The following is a 24301-nucleotide window of genomic DNA, read 5'->3' on the forward strand; positions in this document are numbered from 1 at the left end:
GCTGGAACACCGGGTACGCCACCGGCAATCAGATTGAAGTCAAATGGCGGAGCGGAGGCCGGGCTGAGGTTGCCAGCACTGTCGACAGCCTTGACGGTCAGCTCATGCGGACCATTAAGCAATGGCAGGCTTGGCTCAAACGTCCAGGTACCGTCGGGCAGTACATCGGCGCGGCCAATTTCCACACCGAAGTCATAAATGATCACTTCGCTCAACGGTTCAGCCGTACCGCTCAGGGTTGGGCGGGCGTCGTCAGTGGTGTCGCCTGGGTTGAGGAATTGTTGGTCAACACCCTGGTCGTCATAAACGCCACCGAGGATCGGTGCTTCCGGCGCGATAGTGTCGACGATAACGATCCAGGGATCAGAAGGCAGGCCAGAGTTGCCGGCCGGGTTGGTGATAACCACCACTGCTTCGTGGGAACCTTCCGGCAACGGAGTCGAGGGGGTCAGCGACCATTTGCCGTCCTCGTCAACGATGGTCTCGCCTTCTTCGTTTCCATCAATAATGATGACAACACGGTCGCCCGGCGTACCTACACCGGTGAACTCTGGAAGGGTGTCATCGGTGGTGCCGCCATTTCCAATCGCACCAGTCACACCACCCTGATCATCCAATACTTCGCCGATGACAGCTTGTTCCGGTGTGGTGGTGATGATGGTGATGGTGTGCGGCAGAGACGGCAGACCGGCGTTACCGGCAAGGTCAACCGCCACCGTGGTGAACACATAGGTGCCATCAACCAGCGGGGTGGACGGCGTGTAGGTCCACTCGCCGTTCGGGCCGGCAGTGGTTTCGTCGATTTTTACACCGTCGACCAGGATGTCAACGCGTGCACCGGCTTCAGCCGTGCCATTCAAGGTTGGCGTGGCATCGTCGGTGAAACCGTTATCGATGATATTGCCAACGGTATCGCCAAAGTCGTCGACGACGGAGCCGATGACCGGACGGCCCGGGGCAGTAATGTCTACTTCAAAATCAAACGGGTCGGTCGGCTCGCTGGTGTTGCCGTCAGGGTCTTTCTCGACGATGACGATGCTGTGATCACCTTCGGTCAACGGAGTACCTGGGATGAATTCCCAGTTGCCATCGCCGTCCACCGGCACTTCGCCGATGATGACGCCCTTGTCAATGATGACAATGGAGTTACCTGGCTCACCCGTACCTTTGAAGGTTGGTGTGCTGTCGTCAGTAACACCGCCGGATTCAATTTCGCCCTGGACAGCACCTGTGTCGTCATAGACGCCTTCCATGATCGGCTGTGCCGGGTCTGTAGCGCCTGGGCCAACGATACCGCCGGCGCCATTATTACCACCACCGTCTTTGTTGACGAGATGGGCAATGCCGACCGCCGCTGCTGCCAGTGCGGCAACCCCCAGCAATGCCGGCCACAGGCCGATACCCGCTGCGGCTACTAGGCCGCTACCGAAACCAGCCAGTGGGGCAGCGCCCAGCACCAGAGCCGACGAGTTGCCATCCAGCAGGAAAGCCGCCTCGTGGTCATTTTCGGCGTCGGAAGAAATGTAGTCGTAGTATTCGCCATCCTCAGCCATGCCGACCAGTTGGCTATCGCTACCGTAGAAATCGTCAATGATCAGCTGTGGCTGATCCAGATCGGAACCTTCTAGGCTAAGGTGCAGGTCCTTGCCAACCCGCTTGATGGTGACGTTCTCGGGCGCTACGCCCTTCTCGCCTTCAGCGAGCAGATAGTGCCCGCCCTTGACTGCTTTGATTCGTACCGGACTGCCGTCTTTTTCGGTGCGAAACTCGACCGTCTTGGTAATGATTTTGCCGTCGATTACGGCGATATTCACTGCACTAGGGTTCACGTTGATTACCTTCGTTTTTCAGGTTATTCGTCACACCGGCAACCGGCACGTCCGTTGAGTTTGCCAAGCCCGAACACTCAGAAGAGGCGGCCTTTGACATGAGGTAATCTTCTAATGGCAAGGCTCGGGTCGATATGAGACCTGTCCCAAATGGCAGAAGCGGATTACTCGTTGAGGTGTAAACGCAAGTAAAAAAACGCCCGACGGGAGATCCCCGGGGCGTTCATTTTTCGACGGTGAGGAGGCGTGATCAGTCCTGAGCAGGCTTTTCACCGATGCAACGTGCAACGACTGCACCCAGCACACCACCGACAATCGGCGCCAGCCAGAACAGCCAAAGCTGGGACAGGTACGCATCACCGGCAAAAAATGCCGGGCCGGTGCTGCGCGCCGGGTTGACCGAGGTGTTGGTTACGGGGATCAGTACCAGGTGAATCAACGTCAGCGCTAGGCCGATGGCAATCGGTGCAAACCCGGCGGCTGCGCCAGGTGCGGTGACCCGCATGATGATGAAGACGAAGAAGAACGTCGCAATCACTTCAGCCGCCAATGCCGCCTGCAGGCTGAATTGACCGGGGCTCAACTCGCCATAGCCGTTGGACGCGAACCCGCCCGGCTGATAATCGGGTTGGCCGCTGGCAATCAGGTACAACGCCGCCGCGGCGACAATGGCACCAATCACCTGGGCCATGATGTAGGGAATGACATCAGCGCCCCGAACGCGCCGACCGGCCCACAAACCGACTGTTACAGCTGGGTTGAAGTGACCGCCGCTGATGCCGCCGACGGCGTAGGCCATGGTCAGCACGGTCAAGCCAAACGCCAGCGCCACACCGGCAAAACCGATCCCCAGCTCAGGGAACGCTGCTGCCAAGATCGCACTGCCGCAACCGCCAAAGGTTAGCCAAAAGGTACCGAGAAACTCTGCTGCCAATTTCTTTTGCAAGGGAAATTCCGCCTGTTGTTTTTCGTACTCGTGCACGCCTGATTACCCAGGCCCGCAACGACTTTATCGGGCTCGCCACCGCGTGGGTGGCAGCCTCGAAGGCACGGTATCAACAACTGCGGAACGCTCGTATGAGACTTGTCTTGATTAGAATGGCGACGTGTCAGCGCGCTGTTTGACAGGCTACGACGACCGAGGCGCGCGACAGCATATGAAGCTGCTCGTTGGTGGAGGCGAGCTCGCGCTCGGCAACCGTGCGGGCCACCGGCTGCGGAATATTGTGTTCGCTGACCCGCAAAAAGTAGGTTTTACCAGCCTGCAAATCGGCCTGAAACACCTCGGAATGCTTGCCATTGTAAGCTGGCGCGTCATTGAGATAAGCGCCCAGGGAGTGGACGCCGGGTGTCAGGCAAAAAATTGAGTAGCCGCCCGGGAGCAAGGCCGTATGAAACTTGCGGTCGACATATAGAAGCGCCGAGCCATTGGCGAGCCCGGCACTGTCGGTGCGGTAATACACCACGCGGGACTGATCGGCCGCCGCCGCAGGCACTGGCTCGTACGCCCTCCCGAAGGTATTGTCCAGCAGAGCGTGTGCAGGCGGCAGCCAAAACAGCAGGGCACTGCCGAGCAGCGCAGCCGTATTCTTGGTCAAGATAGACATGGATAACTCCTATCGTGGCAGAGGCAGGCTCAACCAGGTTTTCGGTACATCAGACCTATCGTGGCAGGAGGTTTACTCGCCCCCAAAAAAGACCTTAAGTGTTTCGCAAAGAGCGCTTTATTCGAGGCCGTAGAACAGCGCGTCATCTACCGATGTGGACGGCTGGGCCAGCTCGTACACCGCACCGCTCGAACTGACATCACTCTGGATCGACCAGTTCTCGATCTCTTCATCGCTGATCAACGCTTGAGGATCAACCTCTTGGGCCCGGCAGGTCGACTGTGACGTCGCGTCGGCAGTCGTGTCAGTGACGAACAACTCACCGACTCCGTAGCTTAATACGTCCCCCAGGGACAGCGCGATAGCCCAGGGTTGGTCGGCGTTGCTTTGGGAATGGCTCAACTGAACGACAGCACTGTAGTCGAACATCGGCGTCCCCTCTGCGGACATCTGTACCGAGGCCTGGCCTTGATCTACCACGGCTTGATTTTCACCGGGTTGATCAGCGACCTCATTGCTTTTGCCATTCGGTGGCTGTCGGATGCCCTCTTCAGGCTCGATAGGTGCTTGCTTTTCAGGCACTTCACCCTGAGTGGGTATAGTCTCTGGCTGTGTCTGGGGTTCCAGAGCAGGCTCGGGCCGAGGCTGTGTTTCTGGAGCCACCTGACCACCACCACCACCACCACCACCACCAATGGCGGCAATCGCTCCTGCGACCCCAAGCGCACCCAGCCCCATTAGGGTCGGCGTCCAGAAGCTACCGCCCTCGCCGCCTGCACCGAAACCGGTCAACGGCGTTGCTCCCAACGCGAGCGCCGAAACGCCGCCCTCAGCCATGTCCTGCTCGGTAATGGCATCGGAGGCAACGTATTCATGGAAGGAGCCATCTTCGGCAAGCCCGACCAACTGGCCGTTGGTGCCGTAAAAATCTTCGATGATCAACTGCGGCTGCTCCAGCTCACCGCACTCAAGGCTCAGGTGCAGGTCGGTGCCAACTCGCTTGACGGTGACGTTTTGCGGCGCCAGCTTGTCCGCGCCCTCAGCCAACAGGTAGGCACCGCCCTTGATAGCTCGAATGCTCACGGTACCGCCGCGACCGACACTGCCCAACTCAACGGTTTTTGAAATGGTTTTGCCGTCTACTACGGCGACACTCACTGCATTGGGGTTCACGCACTGTTCCTCGGTGATGAGCAAGTTTCGCCAGGCAGACATGACGCTGCACGAGCGTCATCGCGCAGCGTGATCCTCAACGAGCGGCCATTCTGGTGAGCCCTTCCCGCCCCCTCTATAAGACCTGTCTCAAATACACCGATCAGCGCCCAGCCATCGCGCGTCGCACACCCGCCGCGTACTCCGTATCGACGCGCCGGAACAGCTCCAACTGAAGCGCACAAATAGGCTCGGGAACACCGTTCAACGATTCAGCAATGGCCTGGAACAAGCGATTTTTTTGCGCCTCATCAAACAGTTTGAACAGCGCGGCAGGCTGGCTGTAGTAGTCGTCATCCAGCCGATGGTCGAAGCGGTCGGCCATCTCCCCGGTACTCAGCGGCGGCTCATCGGCACGTAACCAATCCTGGGGATAGCGACCGTGAACATTCGGCTCATAGTTGGGCTCTGAACCACCATTTCGGTCGACCCGCATAGCGCCATCGCGGTGCAGGCTGTTGACCACCGCGCAGCGCGGCATGTTGACCGGAATTTGGTGATGATTGATCCCTAACCGGTAGCGCTGCGCATCACCATAGGAAAACAAGCGACCCTGTAAAAGGCGATCAGGAGAAAAGCCGATACCTGGAACGATGTTGGCCGGGCTCATAGCCACCTGCTCTACTTCGGCGAAGTAATTAGCGGGGTTGCGGTTAAGCTCTAACACCCCGACCTCCATCAGCGGATAGTCCTCATGGGGCCACACTTTGGTGACATCAAACGGGTTCAAATAGTCATTATGTGCATCGTATTCCGGCATGATTTGCACCATCAGTGTCCAGCTCGGGTAGTGACCACGCTCGATGCTGGAGACCAGATCGCGCTGTGCGCTCTCGCGGTCGTGGGCGATCACTTGAGCCGCTTCCGCGTTGGTCCAATGGGCCACGCCTTGACGCGACTTGAAATGAAACTTGACCCAGAAACGCTCACCCGCGCGGTTGTTGAACGAGAAGGTGTGAGAGCCGTAGCCGTGCATCTGCCGGTAATTCTTCGGCAGCCCCCGGTCGCTCATCAAAATAGTTATCTGGTGCAAGCTTTCGGGATGCCTGGACCAAAAATCCCAGGCCGCCGTGCTGTCGCGCAAGTTGGTAGCCGGGTGGCGTTTTTGGGTATGGATAAAATCAGGAAACTTCAGCGGGTCGCGGATAAAAAATACTGGAGTGTTGTTGCCTACGACGTCCCAATTACCTTCGTCAGTGTAGAACTTTACGGCAAACCCACGTACGTCGCGCTCGGCATCGGCCGCGCCGCGCTCCCCCGCCACCGTGGAAAAACGCAGGAACACCGGGGTTACTTTGCCGACTTCGGAAAACACTGCGGCCTTGGTGTAGTAACTGATATCGCGCGTTACGGTGAACGTCCCGTAAGCCGCCGACCCCTTGGCGTGCACCCGGCGCTCAGGGATTACTTCACGATCAAAATGCGCGAGTTTTTCCAGCAACCAAACGTCTTGCAGCAGTATGGGTCCGACTGTTCCGGCGGTTAAAGAATCCTGGTTGTCGGAAACTGGCGCGCCGGCCGCGGTGGTTAAATAGGGGTCGCTCATCCGATCTGTCCTCGATATCGCTTTTCGGTGCCTGGTCCGGCAAGATTTTGCCAAGACCGGGATACCCGTCCTTGAAATATAAGATGCCTGGCAACACCGCCAACGTAGTAGACATGCCTCCCCAGAAAAATCAGACCTGTCTCAATTCGCCTCCAACCGCACGTCGCCAGTTGGAAAATTGAGACAAGTCTCCTAGTCGAACACCCCGCGGATTTACACACTGCATGGCCTTGAGTTTGCTTTTCGAGAATTCGATGACAATGCAGAGTGCTTTGTTGTGCCTGGCCCTGAACATCTATCACGAGTCCCGCGGAGAGCCGATTGCAGGTCAGGTAGCAGTGGCAATGGTGACGATGAACCGCGCGCAGTGGGATACCCGGGAGGTATGCCCGGTGGTCTACGCAGAGCGGCAGTTTTCATGGACGCGCAAGGCCAACAAGCAGGCGCCGAAAGAAAGGGCAGCATGGGCGCGAGCACAGAAAATTGCCGATCGGGTGATCAAGGGAAAGCATGAGGATAAAACCAGGGGGGCGACGTATTTCCATGAGCGAACGGTGAAGCCGGTATGGCGTCACTCACTCAAACGCACAACGACGATTGGCCGCCATATATTTTATGCGGAGCGTTAAGGGCCAAGCTGGTGGGCCGCGTCGGCGAGCGCTCTCTGTAGATCTTCAACAGCAGCGCGAATGCCCGGGCCATCTGGGGAAGCCTTGGCAAGCGCTTCGAGGTCCCTGGCAGCTCTTACTACCACTGGCTGCACGAGCATCAGCGCAGCACCGGCAATGCGATGTGCCAACCTTGATACCTGGAGCCAATCGCTGCCGTCGGCGGCCTGTCGAATCTGCTGCAGATCCGACAGTGAGGTTTCAAAAAAAGCCTGCTTGAGCTCAGTAGCGACATCGGATTCCAGGTCCGACTCATCCGCAGGGAGGGTATCCACCTCGCACCATAGGTCTATGACTTCACGCAGTTGATCAAGTCGCAGCGGCTTGACCAACACCCCATCCATGCCGGCAATGAAACAGGCCTCGGCGTGTTCTGGACCGACCATCGCCGAAATAGCAATGATCGGCGTGTGAATACCCATGGGGTCCTCAACAGTGCGAATGCGCCTGGCAATGGTGTAGCCGTCAATATCAGGAAGATTACAGTCCAGCAAAATGATGTCGAACATCTGCTGCTTGAGCTGATCGAGACCGGCCTGACCGGTCAATGCCTGAAATGCTTCATGCCCCAGCACTTGCAACTGACGCGCGATTACAAATTGGTTTTCCGGGTGATCTTCCACCACCAACACGCTCAATTTAGGCGAGGTGCCGGGGGTTGACTCCACTGCCTGATGACGCGTCAAGCCAAGCAGTGCATCGTGCCCATCAGCGCCTTCCTGCGCCTCAACCACTCTGGCCGGTAGCAGTACTTCAGCCGTTGTGCCCTTGCCCGGCACGCTGCGCAACTCAACCGTCCCCCCCATCAACGACAATAGTCGGCGACAGATGGTCAGCCCCAGGCCTGTCCCGCCGAACTTGCGCGTGACCGATTCATCCGCCTGAGTAAAGGCCTGGAACAGTCGTTGCAACTCACGCTTGGACATGCCAATGCCGGTGTCTGTCACCACGATGCGCAAGGTGCCCTTTGTGGCGTCCAGGGGCTCGATGGCAAAGCTGGACGTGACCGTCACTTCGCCCACTTCAGTGAATTTGATCGCATTGGTCAGCAGGTTAAGCAGCACTTGCCGCAGGCGTAGCGCATCGACGCTTAGCCACAGCGGCGTCTCCCACCGCAGCTGAGTTTTTAACGGCAGGCTTTTTTCCTGAGCACGAAACTCAGCGATACTCACAGCCTCTTTGATCAACGCTCGGATGTCGGCAGGCTGGTACTGGATGACCAGCCTCTCGGCCTCCAGCTTGGAAAAGTCGAGTACGCCGTCGAGTAATTCCAGCAGGGTATTGGCGCTGGTCACCGCAACATTGGCAAGTTGCGTATCCTGCGGCGCGAGACCGGTTCTGGCCAACAATTCAACAGAGGAGAGTATCGCGTTCATCGGCGTGCGGATTTCATGGCTCATAACTGCCAGCAGCATCGCCTTGTCGCGCTCACTGTGCTCTGCGCGACGCCTGGCCTGGTAGGCACGAAAAAGTAATACGGCAACGGTGATGAGGAAGACGACAGTGCTAGTCAGCTCCCAAAAATAGTATCGGAGTATCGCCGTCCACGTCGGTGGGCCGTAGTTTTCCGCGCTGATCCACTTCGCCATCATGTCGTCGGTCTCGCGCGCATTCAGCGAGGCCAACGACTTGTCGATGATCGATATCAACAACGGCTCTTCGATACGCGCAGCAATGCTGACGACGGTAGGCATTTCGGCAATGGAGCCCGCCACGTGCAGGGTGTCGAAGTAGTGTTGTTGTAGGAGCGGAATAAAGGCTGCGTCCACATCGACTGCCGCGTACACCTCACCACTCCACACCAGCTGCAGAGCTTGAGAAGGACTTTTAACCGGCACCAGGCGAATATCCGGATACTTGAAGCGCATACGCCGCTCATATGCACCGCCGCCCTTGACGGCGACCTTTTTACCGCTTAATTGGTTCGGGTCAAACATCACAGGGGCGCTGGCCTGCGTGACAATCAGTGTCGAACCAACAAAATAAGGCGCACTGAAAGCGATACGCTTACGTAATTGCGGGGACGCAAGCGCTTCGGAAGCCGCGGGCAAAACATCGACGGTGCCGTCGAGAATACCCTGCCTGGCGGTGGCCCAGCTCATGCCTTTCATCCAGCGGAACTGCAAACCGGAGACCCTGGAAATGGCTTTCACATACTCGGCACTCAGGCCCTTGAAAACACCATCTTCAATATATTCCAAAGGCTGCCAGTCAGGATCAAAGCCGATATTGATCACTGGATGGGTCTCGATCCACGCCAGTTCCTGATCGGTGAACAAATGCGTCTCCTGACCCCAGGCCGCGGCATGCCAGCAGGCAGCGCAGAACGCCAGAGCACGCAAACGCTTGATCAATCTTCCAGCTCGCTACGGATCTTGAACAGCTCAATGTCGCTACTGATGCCAAGCTTGCGAAACGCCGACTGTTTCTGCCCGCTGATGGTTTTACGGCTGCGGGTAAACTTAATGGCAATCTGCGACACAGACATGCCCTGCAAACAGCACCGCAATACTTCTTGCTCACGCGGCGACAAGAGTGGGTTGCTGACGAGGACCGACCCGCTACCGTCGGCCTCATCAGCACCAACCTCTTCACCTTCATGGAAACCGGGCACGTGCCCCAGCTCTAGGGCCACCATCTTATCGAGATAAATACGCTCGTTAGCAACGGTGCGTACCGCAATCATCAACTCATCCAATTCCTGCGACTTGCCGATAAACCCACGCACCCCGGCCCGCAGGCTCAGGGAAATAGTCGCCGCGGACTCCGTGGCCGAATAAATCAGAATACGCACATCCGGAAAACGGATGCGTAACAAGCGGATCAGGTTCAAGCCGTCAAGTTCATCCTGTTGCAAGGTGTAGTCCAGCACCAGCACATCCACAGATTGATTGCGTAGACCCGTCAACAACTCACGGCTATTGCCGTACAACGCGACCACTTCGATATCACGCTCGGCGCTCAGTCGGCTGGAAAATCCACTGCGGATGATGGCGTGATCATCCAGAAGTGCGACACGCAAGCGTGCCAAGTTTGACCACTTCATTAAACGCATCCTTTCATGCTGAACCCTGGCGCTCCTGACGCAACTCACCGGGACTAGAAACTTCAATGGACCAGAGTATAAAGGGCGGACTGCAAACATTTCTAAGACTTTTCAACTATGGAACTCAGAAAAAAACTACTTTGAGACCGTTCTCGTACCAAGGAACTGCTCTGCCATCTAGATTATCGCGGGCAGCATTGCGCATGGTCCCCGCAGGCGATGCCTGTGCCAATGCCGTTTCTGCAAAGAGCTGACTACTTGTCCTCGGCTGGCAATCCCTCGCCAGAACGCAACATCAAACACTGTAGCGAATACATTGCCAAACAATACGGGAACGAAGAAAGCAAATGAAGCCCTGCTATGCGCTCATCGGTTGCCTGACCCACTTGAAGTGCGTCGACACCGCTGCTTGCGCAGTCGCCGATCACGGTAGACCCACCGGCGAGACCAGCGCAGATTGAGCCTGCCATTCTCTACTCGAAAACCGCTCGCAAAATCGCCGATGCAGCCGAGAAGGCCGCCCCGAAGGGCTGGTTTCAACATTGTCATCAGCATCATGGACAACCATGGCAATCTCAAATACTTCAATCGCATGGACAACACCAGCGTAGGTAGCATTGAGGTGGCGCATTTGAAGGCCTCGACCTCTGCTAAATCGCCTGTGCCCACCGAAGACTTGGCAACACGAAGTAGTTCGCTGCCGGGTAACCCCTACAGTGCAATACCGGAGATACCGCTATTGGGTGGAAGACTGACTATCATCAATAGATCCGGACAACACCTGGGCTCAATTGGCATAAGCGGTGCCCCCCCCCCCGAGCTTGACGAGCTCTTTGCCCAGGCAGGTCTTGAAGCGCAGCAACCACTCTCAACGTGTCTCAACGTGAGAGCTTCCACTTAAACTGAATAGCCCAGTTTGTTCGTTCTGTCGATTAGCCCTTTCAAGACGAGCCTCAACTAAATCGCGCGCTCTTTTGATTAGCATCTTGGTACCAAAAATTCGCGCCGGTACCCATCACGGGCTGCAGGCGCGAATTTAAGATTTTGAGGAACAAAACGTGGAAAGCGACTCACCTATGCTTCCCGCCCCTTACCATTGCCGTCTTCGCTAGTCTGGCTCTGGGCGTTATGGAGCTGGACAGGTTCACCCTCTGCGGCAATATGCCTGTGAGCCCGTTCCGAGAGTCGGCTTGGTCGATCTTCTGGGTTGCCATTTCTCTTTGCTTCGCCGGCTTCTCGTACGTCCAGCACGGCGCAGAAATTGACACCCTATTTGTCACTGGCTATGCACTGGAAAAAGTACTGAGCATAGACAACCTGTTCGTGTTCATGGCGATTTTCGCCTGGTTCAAACTACCTGACACCCTGCGTCACCGCGTCCTCTATTGGGGAATCATGGGAGCAATCGTTTTCCGCCTAATTTTCGTCGCAATCGGAAGCAGCTTGTTAGCGCTTGGTCCCTGGATGGAAGTAGCATTTGCGCTGATTGTCGGCTTGTCGGCTGGACGGCTGTGATGATGCTCAGATGCGGTGGCGGTTATGAGAAGGAAGAAGACTACTCATAGCACGCGGCATACTGCTTTGCAAAAAAACTCTTCCCGGTGTGGCCCAAGCTTCACGGAAAATATTTCTTTGTGCGTCGTAAGACGCTGGAACTGGAACTGTTCAAACCTGAGCACCGAGGCGTGACGCTCGCGGCTAAAGGCGGTTTATTCGCCACGCAGTTACTTCTATGCCTGGTCGTGATGAGGGTTTCTGACCTGCTGTTTGCGTTAGACTCTGTGCCTGCCGTTATCGCAGTGAGCCGTGACCCCTTGTTATCTATTCCGCGATGCTGACTGCGTACGTTGTACTTCGTATTAGAGGCGCTGAAACATTATCTAGTGCACTTGGGAAAAGCCGTGATCGCGTTGCTGTGCTTCATTGCGATCAAGCTGGGATTGAACGCTACCGGAGATATTTTTCATCATAATTACGGTATCTCGCCGAACACCAGCCTGTTGATTGTGATGGTTGTCTTGGCGATTGGCGTGCTAGCCAGCATGTTGTTTCCAGCAAAAGAACAAGCACCGCCATAACATCACTGACCATGAGAACTGCGACTTGGGACTTTTTCCGTGCCGACGAATCGTGTGACGCTCTTAGCGTTCAATGCTACGCCCGCCAGCGTCACAACAAAAAACGCCTCGTCAACGCCGAATTTACTGGAAAAATCGAAGGATCAACCGAAAGCCTTCAACGCGCATAGGACGAGCCGTCGGCCATGGTCGAATTTCACCTGCACACCCAGCGTCACTCCAATTGTGTGCGTGACTCCGTCGACTAGCCTGATTCGCGTGAGCGACTGTTGCGCCAGCGGCGGAGGTCCTCTCAGAACGTCCTTAAGTGGCGCAAGGCGGGCCTGGAACTGAAATCATTATTTGGCTTGGCGCAGCACAAGCTCCGAAAGACGGGTCTTAACTCGGAAGCAAAACTCACGAATTTGAAATTGATAACCCGGCATAACCATGTCGTTTATATCAGCACTGATTGAATCTTTGATTTGCATGTATTTACTGGTTTTGTTGGAAATAATCTGGTATTCAGCCTCGTACTTATCGTAAGACGCTTTGTTGTAAACCTTTAAAACATCGAGCTCTTTACGGCATTGCTCTACGCGCTGTCGGGTTGAGACCGCCTCTGACTCCGCCTCAGCCTTGTCCGTCGAAACAAGTGCTGGCGCGTTAGCACTGACGTTCGCAGAGACTGCTTCATATCGCACTTTCGGTTGAACTGGCGTCGGAGGCGCGACCTTGGGTGGCGCTGGCTGCACGACGGCTGGGCTAACGCTAACGATAGATTTTTCTGGCGTTTTCGTAGCGCAACCCGAGATTGCAAGCCCTACCAATATTACGCTGCCACACATTTTATTCATCGGTTTCACCAAAGACACATTATGGTTGGCTGAGTCGTTACGTTCTGGGCAAAAGCAAACAATCACTCAGTGATCGCGTGTAATTTTTTTACCCGTCTCAAGGCGCTCAGTCGTTCTTCCTTGAGTGCATAAGTGAACGATACTAGTAAAAAAAAAGCGAGATGACGAGTAAAAGCTACCACAAAAAAATCCCAATTTAAGGGACTAATCATTCTGGGAACAGCCTGCGCTTGAACGTTGATCTGCGCAGCGACAACACCTGCTGTATGGGCGCTGTTGACTTCAAGGTGCTGCCCGTAACGGCAAGTGACCGAAAAAATCGACCTAATCAACCCTCGCTCGGGTTGTGTGTCGTCTGGAAATTGAGGTGCATGGCGCATTTTCACGGGGGCGCAGCTTTGCGCCTGAAAGTGCCCTTAAAGATAGCCAACGCCCCGCTCGACTAAAATGCCTCGAATGAGTCGCCCACCATGGCAAGCGAATACTCATTGATGGACGTGCTTGAACGGTTTTATCAAAATCAACTGGCCCTGGAAGAGGCAGTGATGGAGCTGACTCTTTGGGCTGAGCAGCAAAACGCCTTAGAAATGGGTAATAATGTTCGGGGTGCACTTCACACAATTGGTGAAAGCGCGGGCCATATTGTAGTGGTCTAATGAAACCGGACACCCTTTTAGGCGAGAATACTCGCCAGATCGAGGTGTCAGATGACCAAACAACGCCGTACCTTTTCCGCAGAATTCAAACGCGAGGCTGCCGACCTCGTGCTCAAGCAAAACTACAGCTTCATCGAAGCCAGTCGTTCACTGAGTGTTGGTGAGTCGGCGCTGCGCCGCTGGGTCGACCAGCTTCAGCAAGAGCGCACCGGCGTCACACCCCAGAGCAAGGCCCTGACACCAGAGCAGCAAAAAATCCAGGAGTTGGAAGCTCGGATTGCTCGCCTCGAGCGCGAGAACTCAATATTAAAAAAGGCTACCGCGCTCTTGATGTCGGAAGATCTCGAGCGTACGCGCTGATCAATCAGCTAAGCGTCCATGAGCCTGTTGACTGCTTGTGCGAGGCGTTGAGGTCGCTCGTTCGGGGTACTACGCGCATCGTCTAAGGCGGCGAACACCAGATGTTGAGCGGCTCAGGCTGCGTAGCCGAGTGAGCGAGTTGTTCACCCAGGGCCGAAGTGCTCCCGGCAGTCGAAGCATCACGTTGATGATGCAAGAAGAAGGTGAGCAAATTGGACGGTTTAAGGTACGCAGGCTGATGCGTGAGCTGGAGTTGGTCAGAAAGCAGCCAATATCACACGCCTATAAAAAGGCGACAGTCGAGCGGCCGGATATCCCAAATATATTGAACCGAGAATTTGATGTCGAAGCGCCCAACCAGGTCTGGTGCGGCGACATCACCTACATCTGGGCACAGGGGAAATGGCACTACCTTGCGGTTGTCATGGATCTTTACGCTCGCCGAGTGGTGGGCTGGGCGTTATCAGAAAAGCCGGATGCAGACTTGGTGATCAAGGCGTTGGACGTGGCTTACGAGCAGCGCGGCAAGCCGCAAGGCCTGCTATTTCACTCAGACCAGGGATCGCAATATGGCAGCCGCAACTTTCGACAGCGGCTGTGGCGTTATCGCATGCGTCAGAGTATGAGCCGCCGAGGAAACTGCTGGGATAATGCGCCGATGGAGCGGGTTTTTCGCAGCTTGAAAACAGAGTGGATACCAACCACTGGCTACATGACCGGCCACCAGGCTCAGAGAGCCATTAGCCAGTACCTGATGCATCACTACAACTGGATCCGACCTCATCAATTTAAAGATGGATTGGCTCCAGCGAAAACGGAAGAAAAACTCAAAACCGTGTCCGGGATGAGTTGACCACTACAGAACCAGCACATCCACCGGCTTATCGCGCAAACCAGCCAGCAACTCGCGGCTTGTGCCGTAGAGCGCGACGACTTTCATGTCGCGCTCTGCACTCAACCGGTTGGAGAAACCACTACGGATGATCGCATGATCATCCAGCAACGCGACACGCAGGGGTGCCAGATTTGACCACTTCATCTATCGCGTCCTGTCATGCTGAACCCTGTTGCTCCTGAGGACATAGGCAGGGAGTTCGTAGTAACCCCGACCTTGAAACACTTCACGGTCCGAGTATAGAGGGCCAGCAATGAATGTTTCTAAGATTTTTCAATCGTAAAACTAAGAAAAGTACTGCACACATGTGACGCGGCTTTGCACAGTGGGCTGCCGGGTGCCCGCAGGACCTGGACCTGACTGCTGCGGCGCCCGATATTTACAGAATTGAAACAGGGACACCCTACCTCAACACGAAAGCACTTTATTTGTCCACACCGCTAGACTCAGCATTTGCATGCGCAGCTCCTCTCCACAGTACGGTTTGAGACAAGTCTTATTTTTGCCACTCTTTCCTGTTTGCACACTGCGCTTTCTGAAACTTAGCGTGTGCCATCTCCCGTGACGGGCGCTTGCCCCAACCTGGAGTGCTTTTTTGAGTAAGCTTTGCAAACAGTCACCAGAACATTCCATCAATCGCCGCCACAATGCCCTGCGCCAAATAGTGATCGGGGTAGGTGCGGCGGCATTGATGCTGACCACCGCCTTGCCAGCGCAATGGGAGCGGGCCGAAACAGAAGCCACGCCGTCCAAAGCCAATCAGCATTTGCGTGACAACCCTGCGTTCATTACCTCAGAAGCAGCGCAACAAATGGCCGATGCCGCAGAGCAAGCAGCCCAACAAGCAGGTTTCAACATTGCCATCAGCATCATGGACAACCATGGCAGCCTCAAATACTTCAAGCGCATGGACAACACCAGCGTTGGCAGCATTGAAGTGGCTCATCTAAAAGCCTCGACATCCGCCAAATTTCCCGTGTCCACCCAGAACCTGGCCACACGAAGCGCCAAGTTGCCGGGCAACCCCTACGCGGCCATTCCAGGAATGTTACTGCTGGGGGGCGGGGTTCCCATAATCAATAAAGCGGGAGAGCACCTGGGGGGCATTGGCATCAGCGGTGCAACACCTGAGCTGGATGCCCGTTTTGCCCATGCTGCCGTCGCACACTATCGCGCGCTTTCGCCCGGCGAGCCGCACCGGTCCTCCAGCTCCACCGATAATCCACGTGCTCGCGCTTTGTGCATTCAAGACAAATCCCAACTCAATCCGTTGCGCCTTTGATTAGCATGCCCCGACCTGATGCCTGTCGATACAGCGATGCGTCCAGTTATCCCGGGCAACACCTGAACGGTTAGCAACAAACCTTCTGGCCCGACCTACCATCGGGAGGGTTCCCGGTGATTGCACCTTGAGGAATCAACCTGTGGAAACAATAGAACTGGGCTTCCCTCCGTTAACCATCGCAGTCTTCGTCGGACTGGCCGTAGGCGCGATGGCTCTAGACATGTTTACCCATCGCGACAACAAGCCCGTCAGCCTGACTCGCGCCTCGCTGTGGTCGATATTCTGGATTGCCATTTCCCTTTGGTTCGCCGGTTTTCTATACGTGCAACATGGGTCGGAAATCGCCACGCTGTTCATCACCGGTTACGCGCTGGAAAAAGTTTTGAGCGTGGACAACCTATTTGTTTTCATGGCGGTATTTGCATGGTTCAAAGTACCAGACGTCCTGCGTCACCGCGTACTGTACTGGGGCATCATTGGGGCGATCGTGTTCCGGCTGATCTTCGTGGCTATCGGCAGTGGGCTGCTCGCGTTGGGGCCGTGGGTTGAGGTGGTCTTCGCGCTGATTGTTGCCTGGACGGCGGTGATGATGCTCAGAAGAGGGGGCGAAGAGGAAAAGGAAGAAGACTATTCGCAGCACAGCGCCTATCGTTTTGCGAAAAAACTATTCCCGGTGTGGCCAAAGCTTCACGGCCAGGCGTTTTTTGTTCGGCGCAAGACACTGGAGCTTGAAGTGATCAAGCCTGAGAACCGGGGCATCACCTTGGCGGCCAAGGGCGGTTTATTCGCCACGCCGTTGTTCTTGTGCTTGGTGATCGTGGAGGTTTCAGATGTGCTATTTGCCTTCGATTCGGTGCCGGCCGTTATCGCCGTCAGTCGCGAGCCACTGATCGTATATTCGGCAATGCTGTTCGCCATTCTCGGCTTACGTACACTTTACTTCGTGCTTGAGGCTCTGAAACGCTACCTGATTCACTTGGAAAAAGCTGTGATTGCCCTGCTGTTCTTCATTGCAATCAAACTTGGGTTGAACGCGACAGGCCATATTTTTGGGCATAACTACAGCATCGCGCCCAATATCAGCTTGATTATTGTGATGGTGGTACTTGCTCTGGGAGTTCTTGCCAGCGTTGTATTTCCAGAGAAGTCCACGGCAGAGTGCGAAGGTTCTTAGTTAACTTCCCAAGCAGGCGGCCCTGATGCAACGAAACCGCTGCATCAGGTTATACGAAGCAGGTACATGATCAACTGACTCTTGATCTTTGCTTTCTACATGTTACTGCTCCTATGAAGGATTACGGCACTGGAGATTAGCCTCATTAATTTGAGCCTGATCAATGACGTCTTACCCAGCTGAACGCTCGCTTGACGGCTTCGACCCTGATTTCTCCTTCGGCTGTACTGACCATCGCACGATGGAGCACATGCTCACTCTGGCACCGTTTCTGTCTTTGCCTTGCCACAGTTATGAACCCCAAAGCGCTACTTGGCTGGATCTCTACGATGACGCTCGGACTCGGATCTGAAACCTCTCCAACGACGATCGGAATGATCTTGACCGGCTGCGCGCTGCTTAGCTTCACGAGCTTATGCTGCTATGCAATATTGTTATCTACAGCTCCAATGATCCGGGTATATCGACGGGCGCGTTGATGGATAGAGGGTACGCTGGTCGTCGTTTTCGAAGCAACGGGCTCGAGGCTGATCATTTCTGAAACGTAGGGCGGATTGCTGTAGAGCTTTATCCCGGCTTAGAGGCTAAGAGTCGACACACCGGGACGTGCACCAACGTCAGCGATGGGTAGTTCCTTTTCAGTCACTTGATTGAACCGCTAGATTGTAGGTTCTTCGGGGTGATACGGATTGCTCATCGCACCTTCCGATCGACCTCATTCTAATTTAAAGAAGTGACCACGAGACCCGGGCGATTCACGTCATCGAGGTATTGGCAACGCGCAAAGATGCTCGGCGTATGGCTTTCTGATTTGGCTCATCCAGTTCCTACCTCGGTGGAAGGCAGCCGAAAGAGGTGATAAGAACTGACCTAGGCATTGTCTTGGATGCCGCGAGCGATGAAGTATGTGGCATTTTGCATGGGTGACCAGATCCGTATCAGCCAATAAATAATGCGTATATTGTGCAAGCACCGAGCGCAGAGTATGCATTTTCAAAGAAAGTCACCCATGGCGAGCGAAGCTGGCTACAGAGCCTACTTTAGCAGCAGGACCACAAGGAGACGCTGACGGGTCCACCGACTATCCAGCGTTGATTAACCCCTCATCCAGCCCCGAGGCAGCGGCTATCGTCCAGTTGCTGCTGTTCGCGTCCGTCGGCCTTCGGTCAAAAGCGCCCTGTCGATGGTGCTCAGGAACTGGGGACTACGTCAGTAGCTGCCCTTGCGGCTTATGAAGCTGAGATCGAGAAAGGCATGACCGAGATCGCCGGCATGGCTCCGCCTCATCAAGCCACCCCGCCGGCCTCCAGTGCATGCAGTACACGGCGGACTTCCTTCGCACCAATTTCGGTTACGCAGAACAGAATTGGTTCCTTGCCATCAAGGGCTTGGTTAGGCCTTAACATCCATTGTGCAGCAGCATTTCGGTCCTCAAAGACCTTTTCAGCCTGGTGAGAAACCGACGCTATGCGATCCATGCGTTCGGATGCAGCGCTACAAAGGGCTTGGATGTTGCGTAGAATTTCATTTTTGTCCATGTCGGCATGCCTCAACACGCAATCGTAAATCTGAATACAGGGCTAGGGCAGTGGAGCAGTAGAAACTTGACATTTCTGCACACTCGCTCCGTCGATGAAATACCGCGAGATAGCTCTTGCAAAAAAACTCCGGTCTGAATGACGGCTCTGGAACGTTCGTCTAGCATAGCCGTTTCGTCCCCCCGTTAATTACAGGGTAAAAACGGCTTTTGGCCGAAAGGAAGGCGTCATGGAGCTAGTCGCTACAAACATAGGATCTGTCTTGCATCCAACTCAATTAGACGGCACATTGAATGAGGCCTAGCGTCGAACTTCACTCCATATTAGCGAGGATTTCCGTGAAGACATCTAAAGGTAATCCAAAGCTTTCGCTTGCTGCTCAGTATCAAGCCGAACCCCGTCGCCTGGCTGGTTCAGAGAGTAGCGCGGAACGCCGATTCTTGTCGGTGAGCCTTGATAAGGGTAAGGAGCTTGAGCCCGTTGGCAGCATGACCAGTGTCAGGCGCCTGCATTTTGCAGATACAAAATAACCGCCCGTGCAGCACGACTCTCCGCTAACCAGTCGGAGTCGCCCTATCAAACGTGAATAGGTGCTGATATTTCTCTCATCTAAGGCGTAGGCGATTAGTTACATGGGAGCCACGTGCTCCCTTTCGCCCAGTAAAGGCCAAGAGGAACGGATTGTCGCGCGATTCGCAAGCCTGCGGGTCTATCAAAAGAGATAAAACGACATTACTCATCATAGCGGCCTAAACGCTAAGGTCGGTGGCAGGACATAGTATGGCCTCCACAGGACGATCTGTAGGGCCTACGCAGCGGATGACATTCTGACTCTAGTACTTTGCTGTCATAGAGCATGGAAAATCGGTACTTCGTGAGCCACCGCAAGCGAATTTTGATGGTTCTTAAGAGCACGCTAGGAACTCGGGAGCTTGCGAATATTTGCTTATTCGGCCAGCGTTAGGGAGAACCGTCATCGACCTTACAACGTGCAATCACCTTAATGGGATCTGCACCTCAGCCGAGAGTGGAGTAAACGTAAAATGAGTGAGGCCGTTAGGACGATTGTAAAATGCCAAGATCCTGGCGATTGTATCGGAGACGTCATCATCGATATTCCTCCCGATATCCTTGTAGCATTGAACGTCGGTCTCGGTGATTTACTGAGTATCGAATTGGTTGAAGGCTCAATAGTGATGAAGCCAATCCGTAATGCTGACACGAAACCCTAAAGCCGATTTCGGCCGATTCTGTTGAAACAGTCGTACTTGCTTATCCAAGGTGCCCGACGCAAATTCTTCGAGCTGCACGCTACCAATAAAAGCACGCTCGCCGAGCAAGCCCTGCGCTACATCCAGTTGCTGTACGAGATCGAAAGTGAAGTCCGTGATCTGGAACCGGATTTACGCCGCCGAATACGGCAAGAAAAAGCCGCGCCGGTAATGGATATGCTGCATGCCTGGATGCTCGCCCAGCGTGATCTGGTGCCCGAAGGCACGACCACTCGATTACAGCCTGAAACGCTGGGAAGCGCTGTCGCGCTACCTCAATGACGGGGCCGTCCCCATAGACAACAATTGGGCGGAAAGCCAAATTAGGCCATGGGCGCTTGGACGCAAAAACTGGCTCTTCGCAGGGTCATTGCACAGCGGAAAACGGGCTGCGGCAATCATGATGCGTAATTGCATGGACTTGACCACTCATTTGCATTGCCACTGACCAGCCATTTGCATCCGTGCTGACCAACCGTTTGCATTCGACTTGACCAGCACACGCCGTTGTGATGATCGGCAGAGAACGGCCATTAGCGGACGTTGACCCGGGGCTGCTTCCTGCCAAAATCCAGACACTCAGAACATTTAATAAACTGGGGTCACTTCAAAGTTTCATCGTGAACGCTAAAAAGCGAAAATCCTGTCGATTGTGTTGACGCAAGCAAAAACCCCAGCGCTGAGTTGGGCCAAGAGCTTCGACTGCGCGGTTTACGACAAAACCATCAACAATGGCCAAAGCTCTGACGCTCGACAGCGTGATTTCTCCATCGAGTCGAACAGCACGGCGGAGGCGGTCGCGCAGACACGTGTCGAATATAGCCAGTGGGAAGATGTTGTCCGGTATGAGGTTAACTGCCGCGAGGCTGAGGAGTAAGCACATCTACAGACTACCGAGGGTCGCATCCATGCAGCCCTCGGCACACCCTAACTTGCGGCGGGGCCTGTGGTTCACTCGCAAACAGTCCTCATGGATTTTCACCCGCCTAGCACAGGGCGAATAAGATCGGCGTGCAATCCCTTCGGGCCATGTGCAACTTGGAACTCAACTTTCTAACCCTCGTGCAATGTCCAAAAGCCATCACCTTGAATGTTTTTGAAATGCGCAAAAAGATCCTCGCCTCCATTATCAGGAGTAATGATCCCCGATCCATCCGCATCATTGAACAACTTCGCTGTTCCGGTCGCCATGATTATGCCATCTCTATTTCCGCGGTGTTTATTCATCGAAAATTGTCGAGTGTAGAGGAGATGCGGCGGCTCAAATGGTATTCCGTGGGCAAAAAGCCATGCGCAACGTGAATCGTGTCACCCGTCAATCCAAATACCCATTTACTTGTAGATATCGTGCCTATGGTCTAGACACAACTACAAAATCAATTTTTCGCACACTATTAGAATAACATTGCCGTTATGAGAGGGAACTTATGCACCTTGCGCTGCGTGTCGGAAAAAATGGACTCCTTCAAGTGGGAGCATTGTCGCTTTTGAGTCTTGCGCTACAACAGGCGCAAGCGGCTTGCGTACTCACTCCCGGCCCCGGCGTTGACTCTTACGTCTGCGGCAGCGGCACCAGCGCCACGGGGCTCACCGACTTGCTGGGCAACAATACGCTGACCTTCCCAGCCAGCGGCACCGGCACTATCAACGGTAACATCCTCACCGGGCCTGGCGCCGACGTCGTCGACATGAACTCCGGGCGCATTGTCGGTAACGTCACTCAAGGCGACGGCGCCGATCGCTTCCGTATCAGCGCCGGGACGGTCACGGGTGCGGTTTCCCAGGGCAACGGCATTGATGATTTTGTCATGACAGGAGGACAGATCCAGTCCCTTGCCCAAGGCGATGGCCGCGATACCTTCCTGATGACGGGCGGCACCATCGTCGGAGCCTTTGAAGACGGCGACGTGGCGCAGCAAACGGGTGGCACCATTGGCCGGGTCGACATGAAGCTGGATAACAACATCTACGACATGTCCGGCGGCTCGATCCTCGGCAACCTCGTCACCGGATTTGGCACCGACCGGATCATCGTCTCAGGTGGCACCATTGGCGGTAATATCAGCGTCAGCGGTGGTAATGACAGCATCACCGTCAGCGGCGGCGTGATCAACGGCGAGATCCGCGCCAGTGTCGGCAACGACACGCTCAATTGGCTCAATGGCGGCCAGATCAAATCCTCTGTGTTGATGGGCGACGGCAACGATACCGCGCTACTCAGTGGCCTGACCGAAAGCCTATTGAGCGCCACCCCATCCATCGACGGCGGCCTGGGCGATGATCAACTAACCTTCGACAACACCACTTCCAGTATGGCCTCTCGATACATTGGTTGGGAGACCGTCAACCTCAACAACAACTCACACTTCGACCTGGCCGGGGACTTTTTCCTCGGCGACAGCGCCAGTAATACCGGCACGTTTTCTATCGACAACACCAGTGTGCTGGCCGTGATCCAAGGCAGTATCCGGCCCTACACCGCCGGCCAGTTGGCCTCCCTCAACAACGCCGGCACCATCGACATGACCACCGGCAGCAACAGCGCCACCGACTCGCTGACGGTGCACGGCAACTACGTCGGTAACAACGGCCAGTTGTGGCTGCAAACCGTGCTTGGGGATGACTCCTCGGCCAGCGATAAACTGGTGGTCTCGGACGGCACCATCAGCGGCAACACCCAACTGGCGGTCACCAACCTTGGCGGACTTGGCGGCCTCACCCAAAACAACGGGATCGAAGTGGTGCAGGCGCTCAACGGTGCGGTCAGTACCACCGATGCCTTTGCCTTGAAAGGCTCGCTGTCTGCCGGCGCTTATCAGTACTACCTGTTCAAGGGCGGTGTCACCGCCGGGTCAGAAAACAATTGGTATCTGCGTTCTTCTGTGGTGGCTGTACAGCCACCGGCAGTGCCAACCCCTCCACCGGTACCGCCAGTGGTGGTGCCGGAGCCACCGATTCCACCCGTGCCGCCGGTAGTCGACCCGGATGAACCACCGGTTGAGCCGCCAACACCGCAACCTGTCGCGCCGGTCGTGCCCCCGGTCCCACCGCCAACCCAGGTGCCTGCCGAAGTATCGCCGGAACCTGCCGCCACCACACCGCCGCTGCCAACGGCTGTGGCAGGTGCCGACCCGATTCCGCTGTATCGCCTGGAAGTCCCGGTGTATTCGGTGGTCGTACCGGCGGCGCAGTTGATGACCCTGCAAGCGCTGGGTACTTTCCATGACCGCCAGGGCGAACAAAGCCTTCTAAGCGAAACCGGCGCCGTCCCGGCTGGCTGGGGCCGTGCGTATGGCAGTGATTTCAACAAGAGCTGGACCGGCACGGTGTCGCCGAGCTTCGACGGTACGGTCAAAGGCTATCAGGTGGGCCACGATCTCTACGCGTCTGAAACCAGCGGCGGGCAGATCCAGCGCTTCGGCTTGTTTGTCGGCCAGAGCCAACTGCGGGGCGACGTCAAAGGCTTTGCCGAAGGCTTCCAGGACCGTCGTTCGGGCCGAGTCAAACTCGACGGCGACAACTTCGGCGCCTACTGGACTCTCACCGATCCCAAAGTAGGCTGGTATGTGGACCTGGTAGCCATGGGCACGCTCCTGGACGGCAATAACAAATCCGACCGTGGCGTGAAGATGGACAGCAAGGGGCATGCATTGGCGTTGTCTGCCGAAGCTGGCTATCCGATTGCAATCTCCGAGCATTGGGTGGTGGAGCCGCAGGTGCAGATGATCAACCAGCAGATCAGCATGGACAGCCAGAACGACGGCATTTCCAAAGTGTCATTCGACTCCCAGGACTATTGGACTGGTCGCCTCGGCGCACGCCTGAAGGGGCGTTACCTGGTGCAGAACACGCCGATCGAACCGTACCTGCGGGCCAACGCCTGGCGGACCTTCGGCGGCAGCGACACGGTCACCTATGACAATGTTGACCGGATCAAGAGCGATCACAAGTCATTCTCCGCCGATCTGGGTGTAGGCGTGGTTGCCAAACTGTCATCTACGGTCAGCGTGTACCTGGCCGCAGACTACAATACCAACTTGGACGCCAATGAGCTGGAGGGCGTCACTGGGAACCTAGGACTGAGGATGGGTTGGTAAGCGGCTCTCCCCGTCCTCGGAGTAATGCAACTAAATAGAGAGGTGCCGTCGGGCACCTTTCTTTATTTAAAAAAACTACTCATCGTAGTTGCGCCAGCTCGGGAGCTCCTGAATGAACGCAATATCGCGACCAGAGTCCGCTTTTGGCCGATGACTGCCTGTCGCCAGCGGCAGCAATGGGCCGCTCACTACCTATCATGTTT

At 55.5% G+C, this 24301-nt stretch carries 18 protein-coding genes and 3 pseudogenes; 9 read left to right on the forward strand and 12 right to left on the reverse strand.

Going from position 1 to position 24301, the window contains the following annotated elements:
- From SNL23_RS17360 to SNL23_RS17380, 5 genes are all read right to left on the reverse strand, one after another.
- On the reverse strand, positions 1-1829 hold a 1829-nt coding region (locus SNL23_RS17360; protein ID WP_318302917.1), incomplete at its 3' end, for an Ig-like domain-containing protein.
- A gap of 250 nt (positions 1830-2079) precedes the next feature.
- Positions 2080-2775: an aquaporin Z gene (gene aqpZ / locus SNL23_RS17365; RefSeq protein WP_318302919.1), complete on the reverse strand. Its 696-nt coding sequence runs from the start codon at positions 2773-2775 to the stop codon at positions 2080-2082.
- Positions 2776-2938: 163 nt separating this feature from the next.
- Positions 2939-3436: a hypothetical protein gene (locus tag SNL23_RS17370; RefSeq protein WP_318302920.1), complete on the reverse strand. Its 498-nt coding sequence runs from the start codon at positions 3434-3436 to the stop codon at positions 2939-2941.
- A 117-nt stretch (positions 3437-3553) separates the two neighbouring features.
- Positions 3554-4609 (reverse strand): hypothetical protein, encoded by a 1056-nt coding sequence (locus SNL23_RS17375; protein ID WP_318302921.1) that lies wholly within the window; start codon positions 4607-4609, stop codon positions 3554-3556.
- Positions 4610-4751: 142 nt separating this feature from the next.
- Positions 4752-6194, reverse strand: coding sequence for a catalase (locus tag SNL23_RS17380; RefSeq protein ID WP_318302922.1), 1443 nt, complete (start codon positions 6192-6194; stop codon positions 4752-4754).
- Positions 6195-6418: 224 nt separating this feature from the next.
- Between SNL23_RS17380 and SNL23_RS17385 the strand changes: the two genes are divergently transcribed.
- A complete protein-coding gene (locus SNL23_RS17385; protein ID WP_318302924.1) occupies positions 6419-6823 on the forward strand; it encodes a cell wall hydrolase in 405 nt (134 codons plus the stop codon).
- Here SNL23_RS17385 and SNL23_RS17390 read toward each other — a convergent pair.
- Both SNL23_RS17390 and SNL23_RS17395 read right to left on the reverse strand, forming a co-directional pair.
- The gene (locus SNL23_RS17390) at positions 6820-9216 is read right to left on the reverse strand and encodes an ATP-binding protein (protein WP_318302925.1); all 2397 of its coding nucleotides are present in this window, start codon (positions 9214-9216) and stop codon (positions 6820-6822) included. The two genes, SNL23_RS17385 and SNL23_RS17390, sit on opposite strands and share 4 nt — an antisense overlap.
- Positions 9213-9908 (reverse strand): response regulator transcription factor, encoded by a 696-nt coding sequence (locus SNL23_RS17395; RefSeq protein WP_318302926.1) that lies wholly within the window; start codon positions 9906-9908, stop codon positions 9213-9215. The genes SNL23_RS17390 and SNL23_RS17395 overlap by 4 nt, the downstream gene beginning before the upstream one ends.
- Positions 9909-10410: 502 nt before the next feature.
- Between SNL23_RS17395 and SNL23_RS17400 the strand changes: the two genes are divergently transcribed.
- Positions 10411-10809: a GlcG/HbpS family heme-binding protein gene (locus tag SNL23_RS17400; RefSeq protein WP_318302959.1), complete on the forward strand. Its 399-nt coding sequence runs from the start codon at positions 10411-10413 to the stop codon at positions 10807-10809.
- A gap of 227 nt (positions 10810-11036) precedes the next feature.
- A pseudogene (locus SNL23_RS17405) lies at positions 11037-11986 on the forward strand (TerC/Alx family metal homeostasis membrane protein).
- A 338-nt stretch (positions 11987-12324) separates the two neighbouring features.
- On the opposite strand, the gene SNL23_RS17410 reads toward SNL23_RS17405, so the two are convergent.
- Entirely contained in the window at positions 12325-12822 is a 498-nt protein-coding gene (locus SNL23_RS17410; protein WP_318302928.1) for a hypothetical protein, read from the reverse strand.
- A gap of 62 nt (positions 12823-12884) precedes the next feature.
- The gene (locus SNL23_RS17415) at positions 12885-13208 is read right to left on the reverse strand and encodes a hypothetical protein (RefSeq protein ID WP_318302929.1); all 324 of its coding nucleotides are present in this window, start codon (positions 13206-13208) and stop codon (positions 12885-12887) included.
- An 84-nt stretch (positions 13209-13292) separates the two neighbouring features.
- Here SNL23_RS17415 and SNL23_RS17420 point away from each other — a divergent pair, with 84 nt between their 5' ends.
- Both SNL23_RS17420 and SNL23_RS17425 read left to right on the forward strand, forming a co-directional pair.
- On the forward strand, positions 13293-13478 hold the full coding sequence (locus tag SNL23_RS17420) for a hypothetical protein (protein WP_318302931.1): 186 nt from the start codon (positions 13293-13295) through the stop codon (positions 13476-13478).
- A gap of 51 nt (positions 13479-13529) precedes the next feature.
- A pseudogene (locus SNL23_RS17425) lies at positions 13530-14691 on the forward strand (IS3 family transposase).
- A 3-nt stretch (positions 14692-14694) separates the two neighbouring features.
- On the opposite strand, the gene SNL23_RS17430 reads toward SNL23_RS17425, so the two are convergent.
- Positions 14695-14877, reverse strand: coding sequence for a hypothetical protein (locus SNL23_RS17430; protein ID WP_318302932.1), 183 nt, complete (start codon positions 14875-14877; stop codon positions 14695-14697).
- A 451-nt stretch (positions 14878-15328) separates the two neighbouring features.
- Here SNL23_RS17430 and SNL23_RS17435 point away from each other — a divergent pair, with 451 nt between their 5' ends.
- Positions 15329-16015: a GlcG/HbpS family heme-binding protein gene (locus SNL23_RS17435; protein ID WP_318302933.1), complete on the forward strand. Its 687-nt coding sequence runs from the start codon at positions 15329-15331 to the stop codon at positions 16013-16015.
- A 142-nt stretch (positions 16016-16157) separates the two neighbouring features.
- Entirely contained in the window at positions 16158-17192 is a 1035-nt protein-coding gene (locus SNL23_RS17440) for a TerC/Alx family metal homeostasis membrane protein (RefSeq protein ID WP_318302934.1), read from the forward strand.
- Between the two features lie 1286 nt (positions 17193-18478).
- On the opposite strand, the gene SNL23_RS17450 is transcribed toward SNL23_RS17440, so the two are convergent.
- Positions 18479-18730 (reverse strand): MbcA/ParS/Xre antitoxin family protein, encoded by a 252-nt coding sequence (locus tag SNL23_RS17450; protein ID WP_318302936.1) that lies wholly within the window; start codon positions 18728-18730, stop codon positions 18479-18481.
- Between the two features lie 1283 nt (positions 18731-20013).
- Here SNL23_RS17450 and SNL23_RS17455 point away from each other — a divergent pair.
- A pseudogene (locus SNL23_RS17455) lies at positions 20014-20404 on the forward strand (IS66 family transposase); the annotation flags it as partial.
- A gap of 650 nt (positions 20405-21054) precedes the next feature.
- On the opposite strand, the gene SNL23_RS17460 reads toward SNL23_RS17455, so the two are convergent.
- On the reverse strand, positions 21055-21228 hold the full coding sequence (locus SNL23_RS17460) for a cold-shock protein (RefSeq protein WP_412104232.1): 174 nt from the start codon (positions 21226-21228) through the stop codon (positions 21055-21057).
- Between the two features lie 200 nt (positions 21229-21428).
- Here SNL23_RS17460 and SNL23_RS17465 point away from each other — a divergent pair, with 200 nt between their 5' ends.
- On the forward strand, positions 21429-24098 hold the full coding sequence (locus SNL23_RS17465) for an autotransporter family protein (protein WP_318302938.1): 2670 nt from the start codon (positions 21429-21431) through the stop codon (positions 24096-24098).
- Positions 24099-24301: the final 203 nt, after the last annotated feature.

Origin of the sequence: Pseudomonas sp. SED1 (assembly GCF_034044025.1) — a bacterium.
Taxonomy (GTDB): Bacteria; Pseudomonadota; Gammaproteobacteria; order Pseudomonadales; family Pseudomonadaceae; genus Aquipseudomonas.

Bases quoted from the DNA above. Each gene is read 5' to 3' on its own strand.
- SNL23_RS17430 (WP_318302932.1), bottom strand. From the start codon at position 14,877: ATGAAGTGGTCAAATCTGGCACCCCTGCGTGTCGCGTTGCTGGATGAT.
- SNL23_RS17395 (WP_318302926.1), bottom strand. From the start codon at position 9,908: ATGAAGTGGTCAAACTTGGCACGCTTGCGTGTCGCACTTCTGGATGAT.
- SNL23_RS17400 (WP_318302959.1), top strand. From the start codon at position 10,411: ATGCAGCCGAGAAGGCCGCCCCGAAGGGCTGGTTTCAACATTGTCATC.
- SNL23_RS17465 (WP_318302938.1), top strand. From the start codon at position 21,429: ATGCACCTTGCGCTGCGTGTCGGAAAAAATGGACTCCTTCAAGTGGGA.
- SNL23_RS17410 (WP_318302928.1), bottom strand. From the start codon at position 12,822: ATGAATAAAATGTGTGGCAGCGTAATATTGGTAGGGCTTGCAATCTCG.
- SNL23_RS17380 (WP_318302922.1), bottom strand. From the start codon at position 6,194: ATGAGCGACCCCTATTTAACCACCGCGGCCGGCGCGCCAGTTTCCGAC.
- SNL23_RS17460 (WP_412104232.1), bottom strand. From the start codon at position 21,228: ATGAATAAACACCGCGGAAATAGAGATGGCATAATCATGGCGACCGGA.
- SNL23_RS17385 (WP_318302924.1), top strand. From the start codon at position 6,419: ATGGCCTTGAGTTTGCTTTTCGAGAATTCGATGACAATGCAGAGTGCT.
- SNL23_RS17450 (WP_318302936.1), bottom strand. From the start codon at position 18,730: ATGGACAAAAATGAAATTCTACGCAACATCCAAGCCCTTTGTAGCGCT.
- SNL23_RS17370 (WP_318302920.1), bottom strand. From the start codon at position 3,436: ATGTCTATCTTGACCAAGAATACGGCTGCGCTGCTCGGCAGTGCCCTG.
- SNL23_RS17420 (WP_318302931.1), top strand. From the start codon at position 13,293: ATGGCAAGCGAATACTCATTGATGGACGTGCTTGAACGGTTTTATCAA.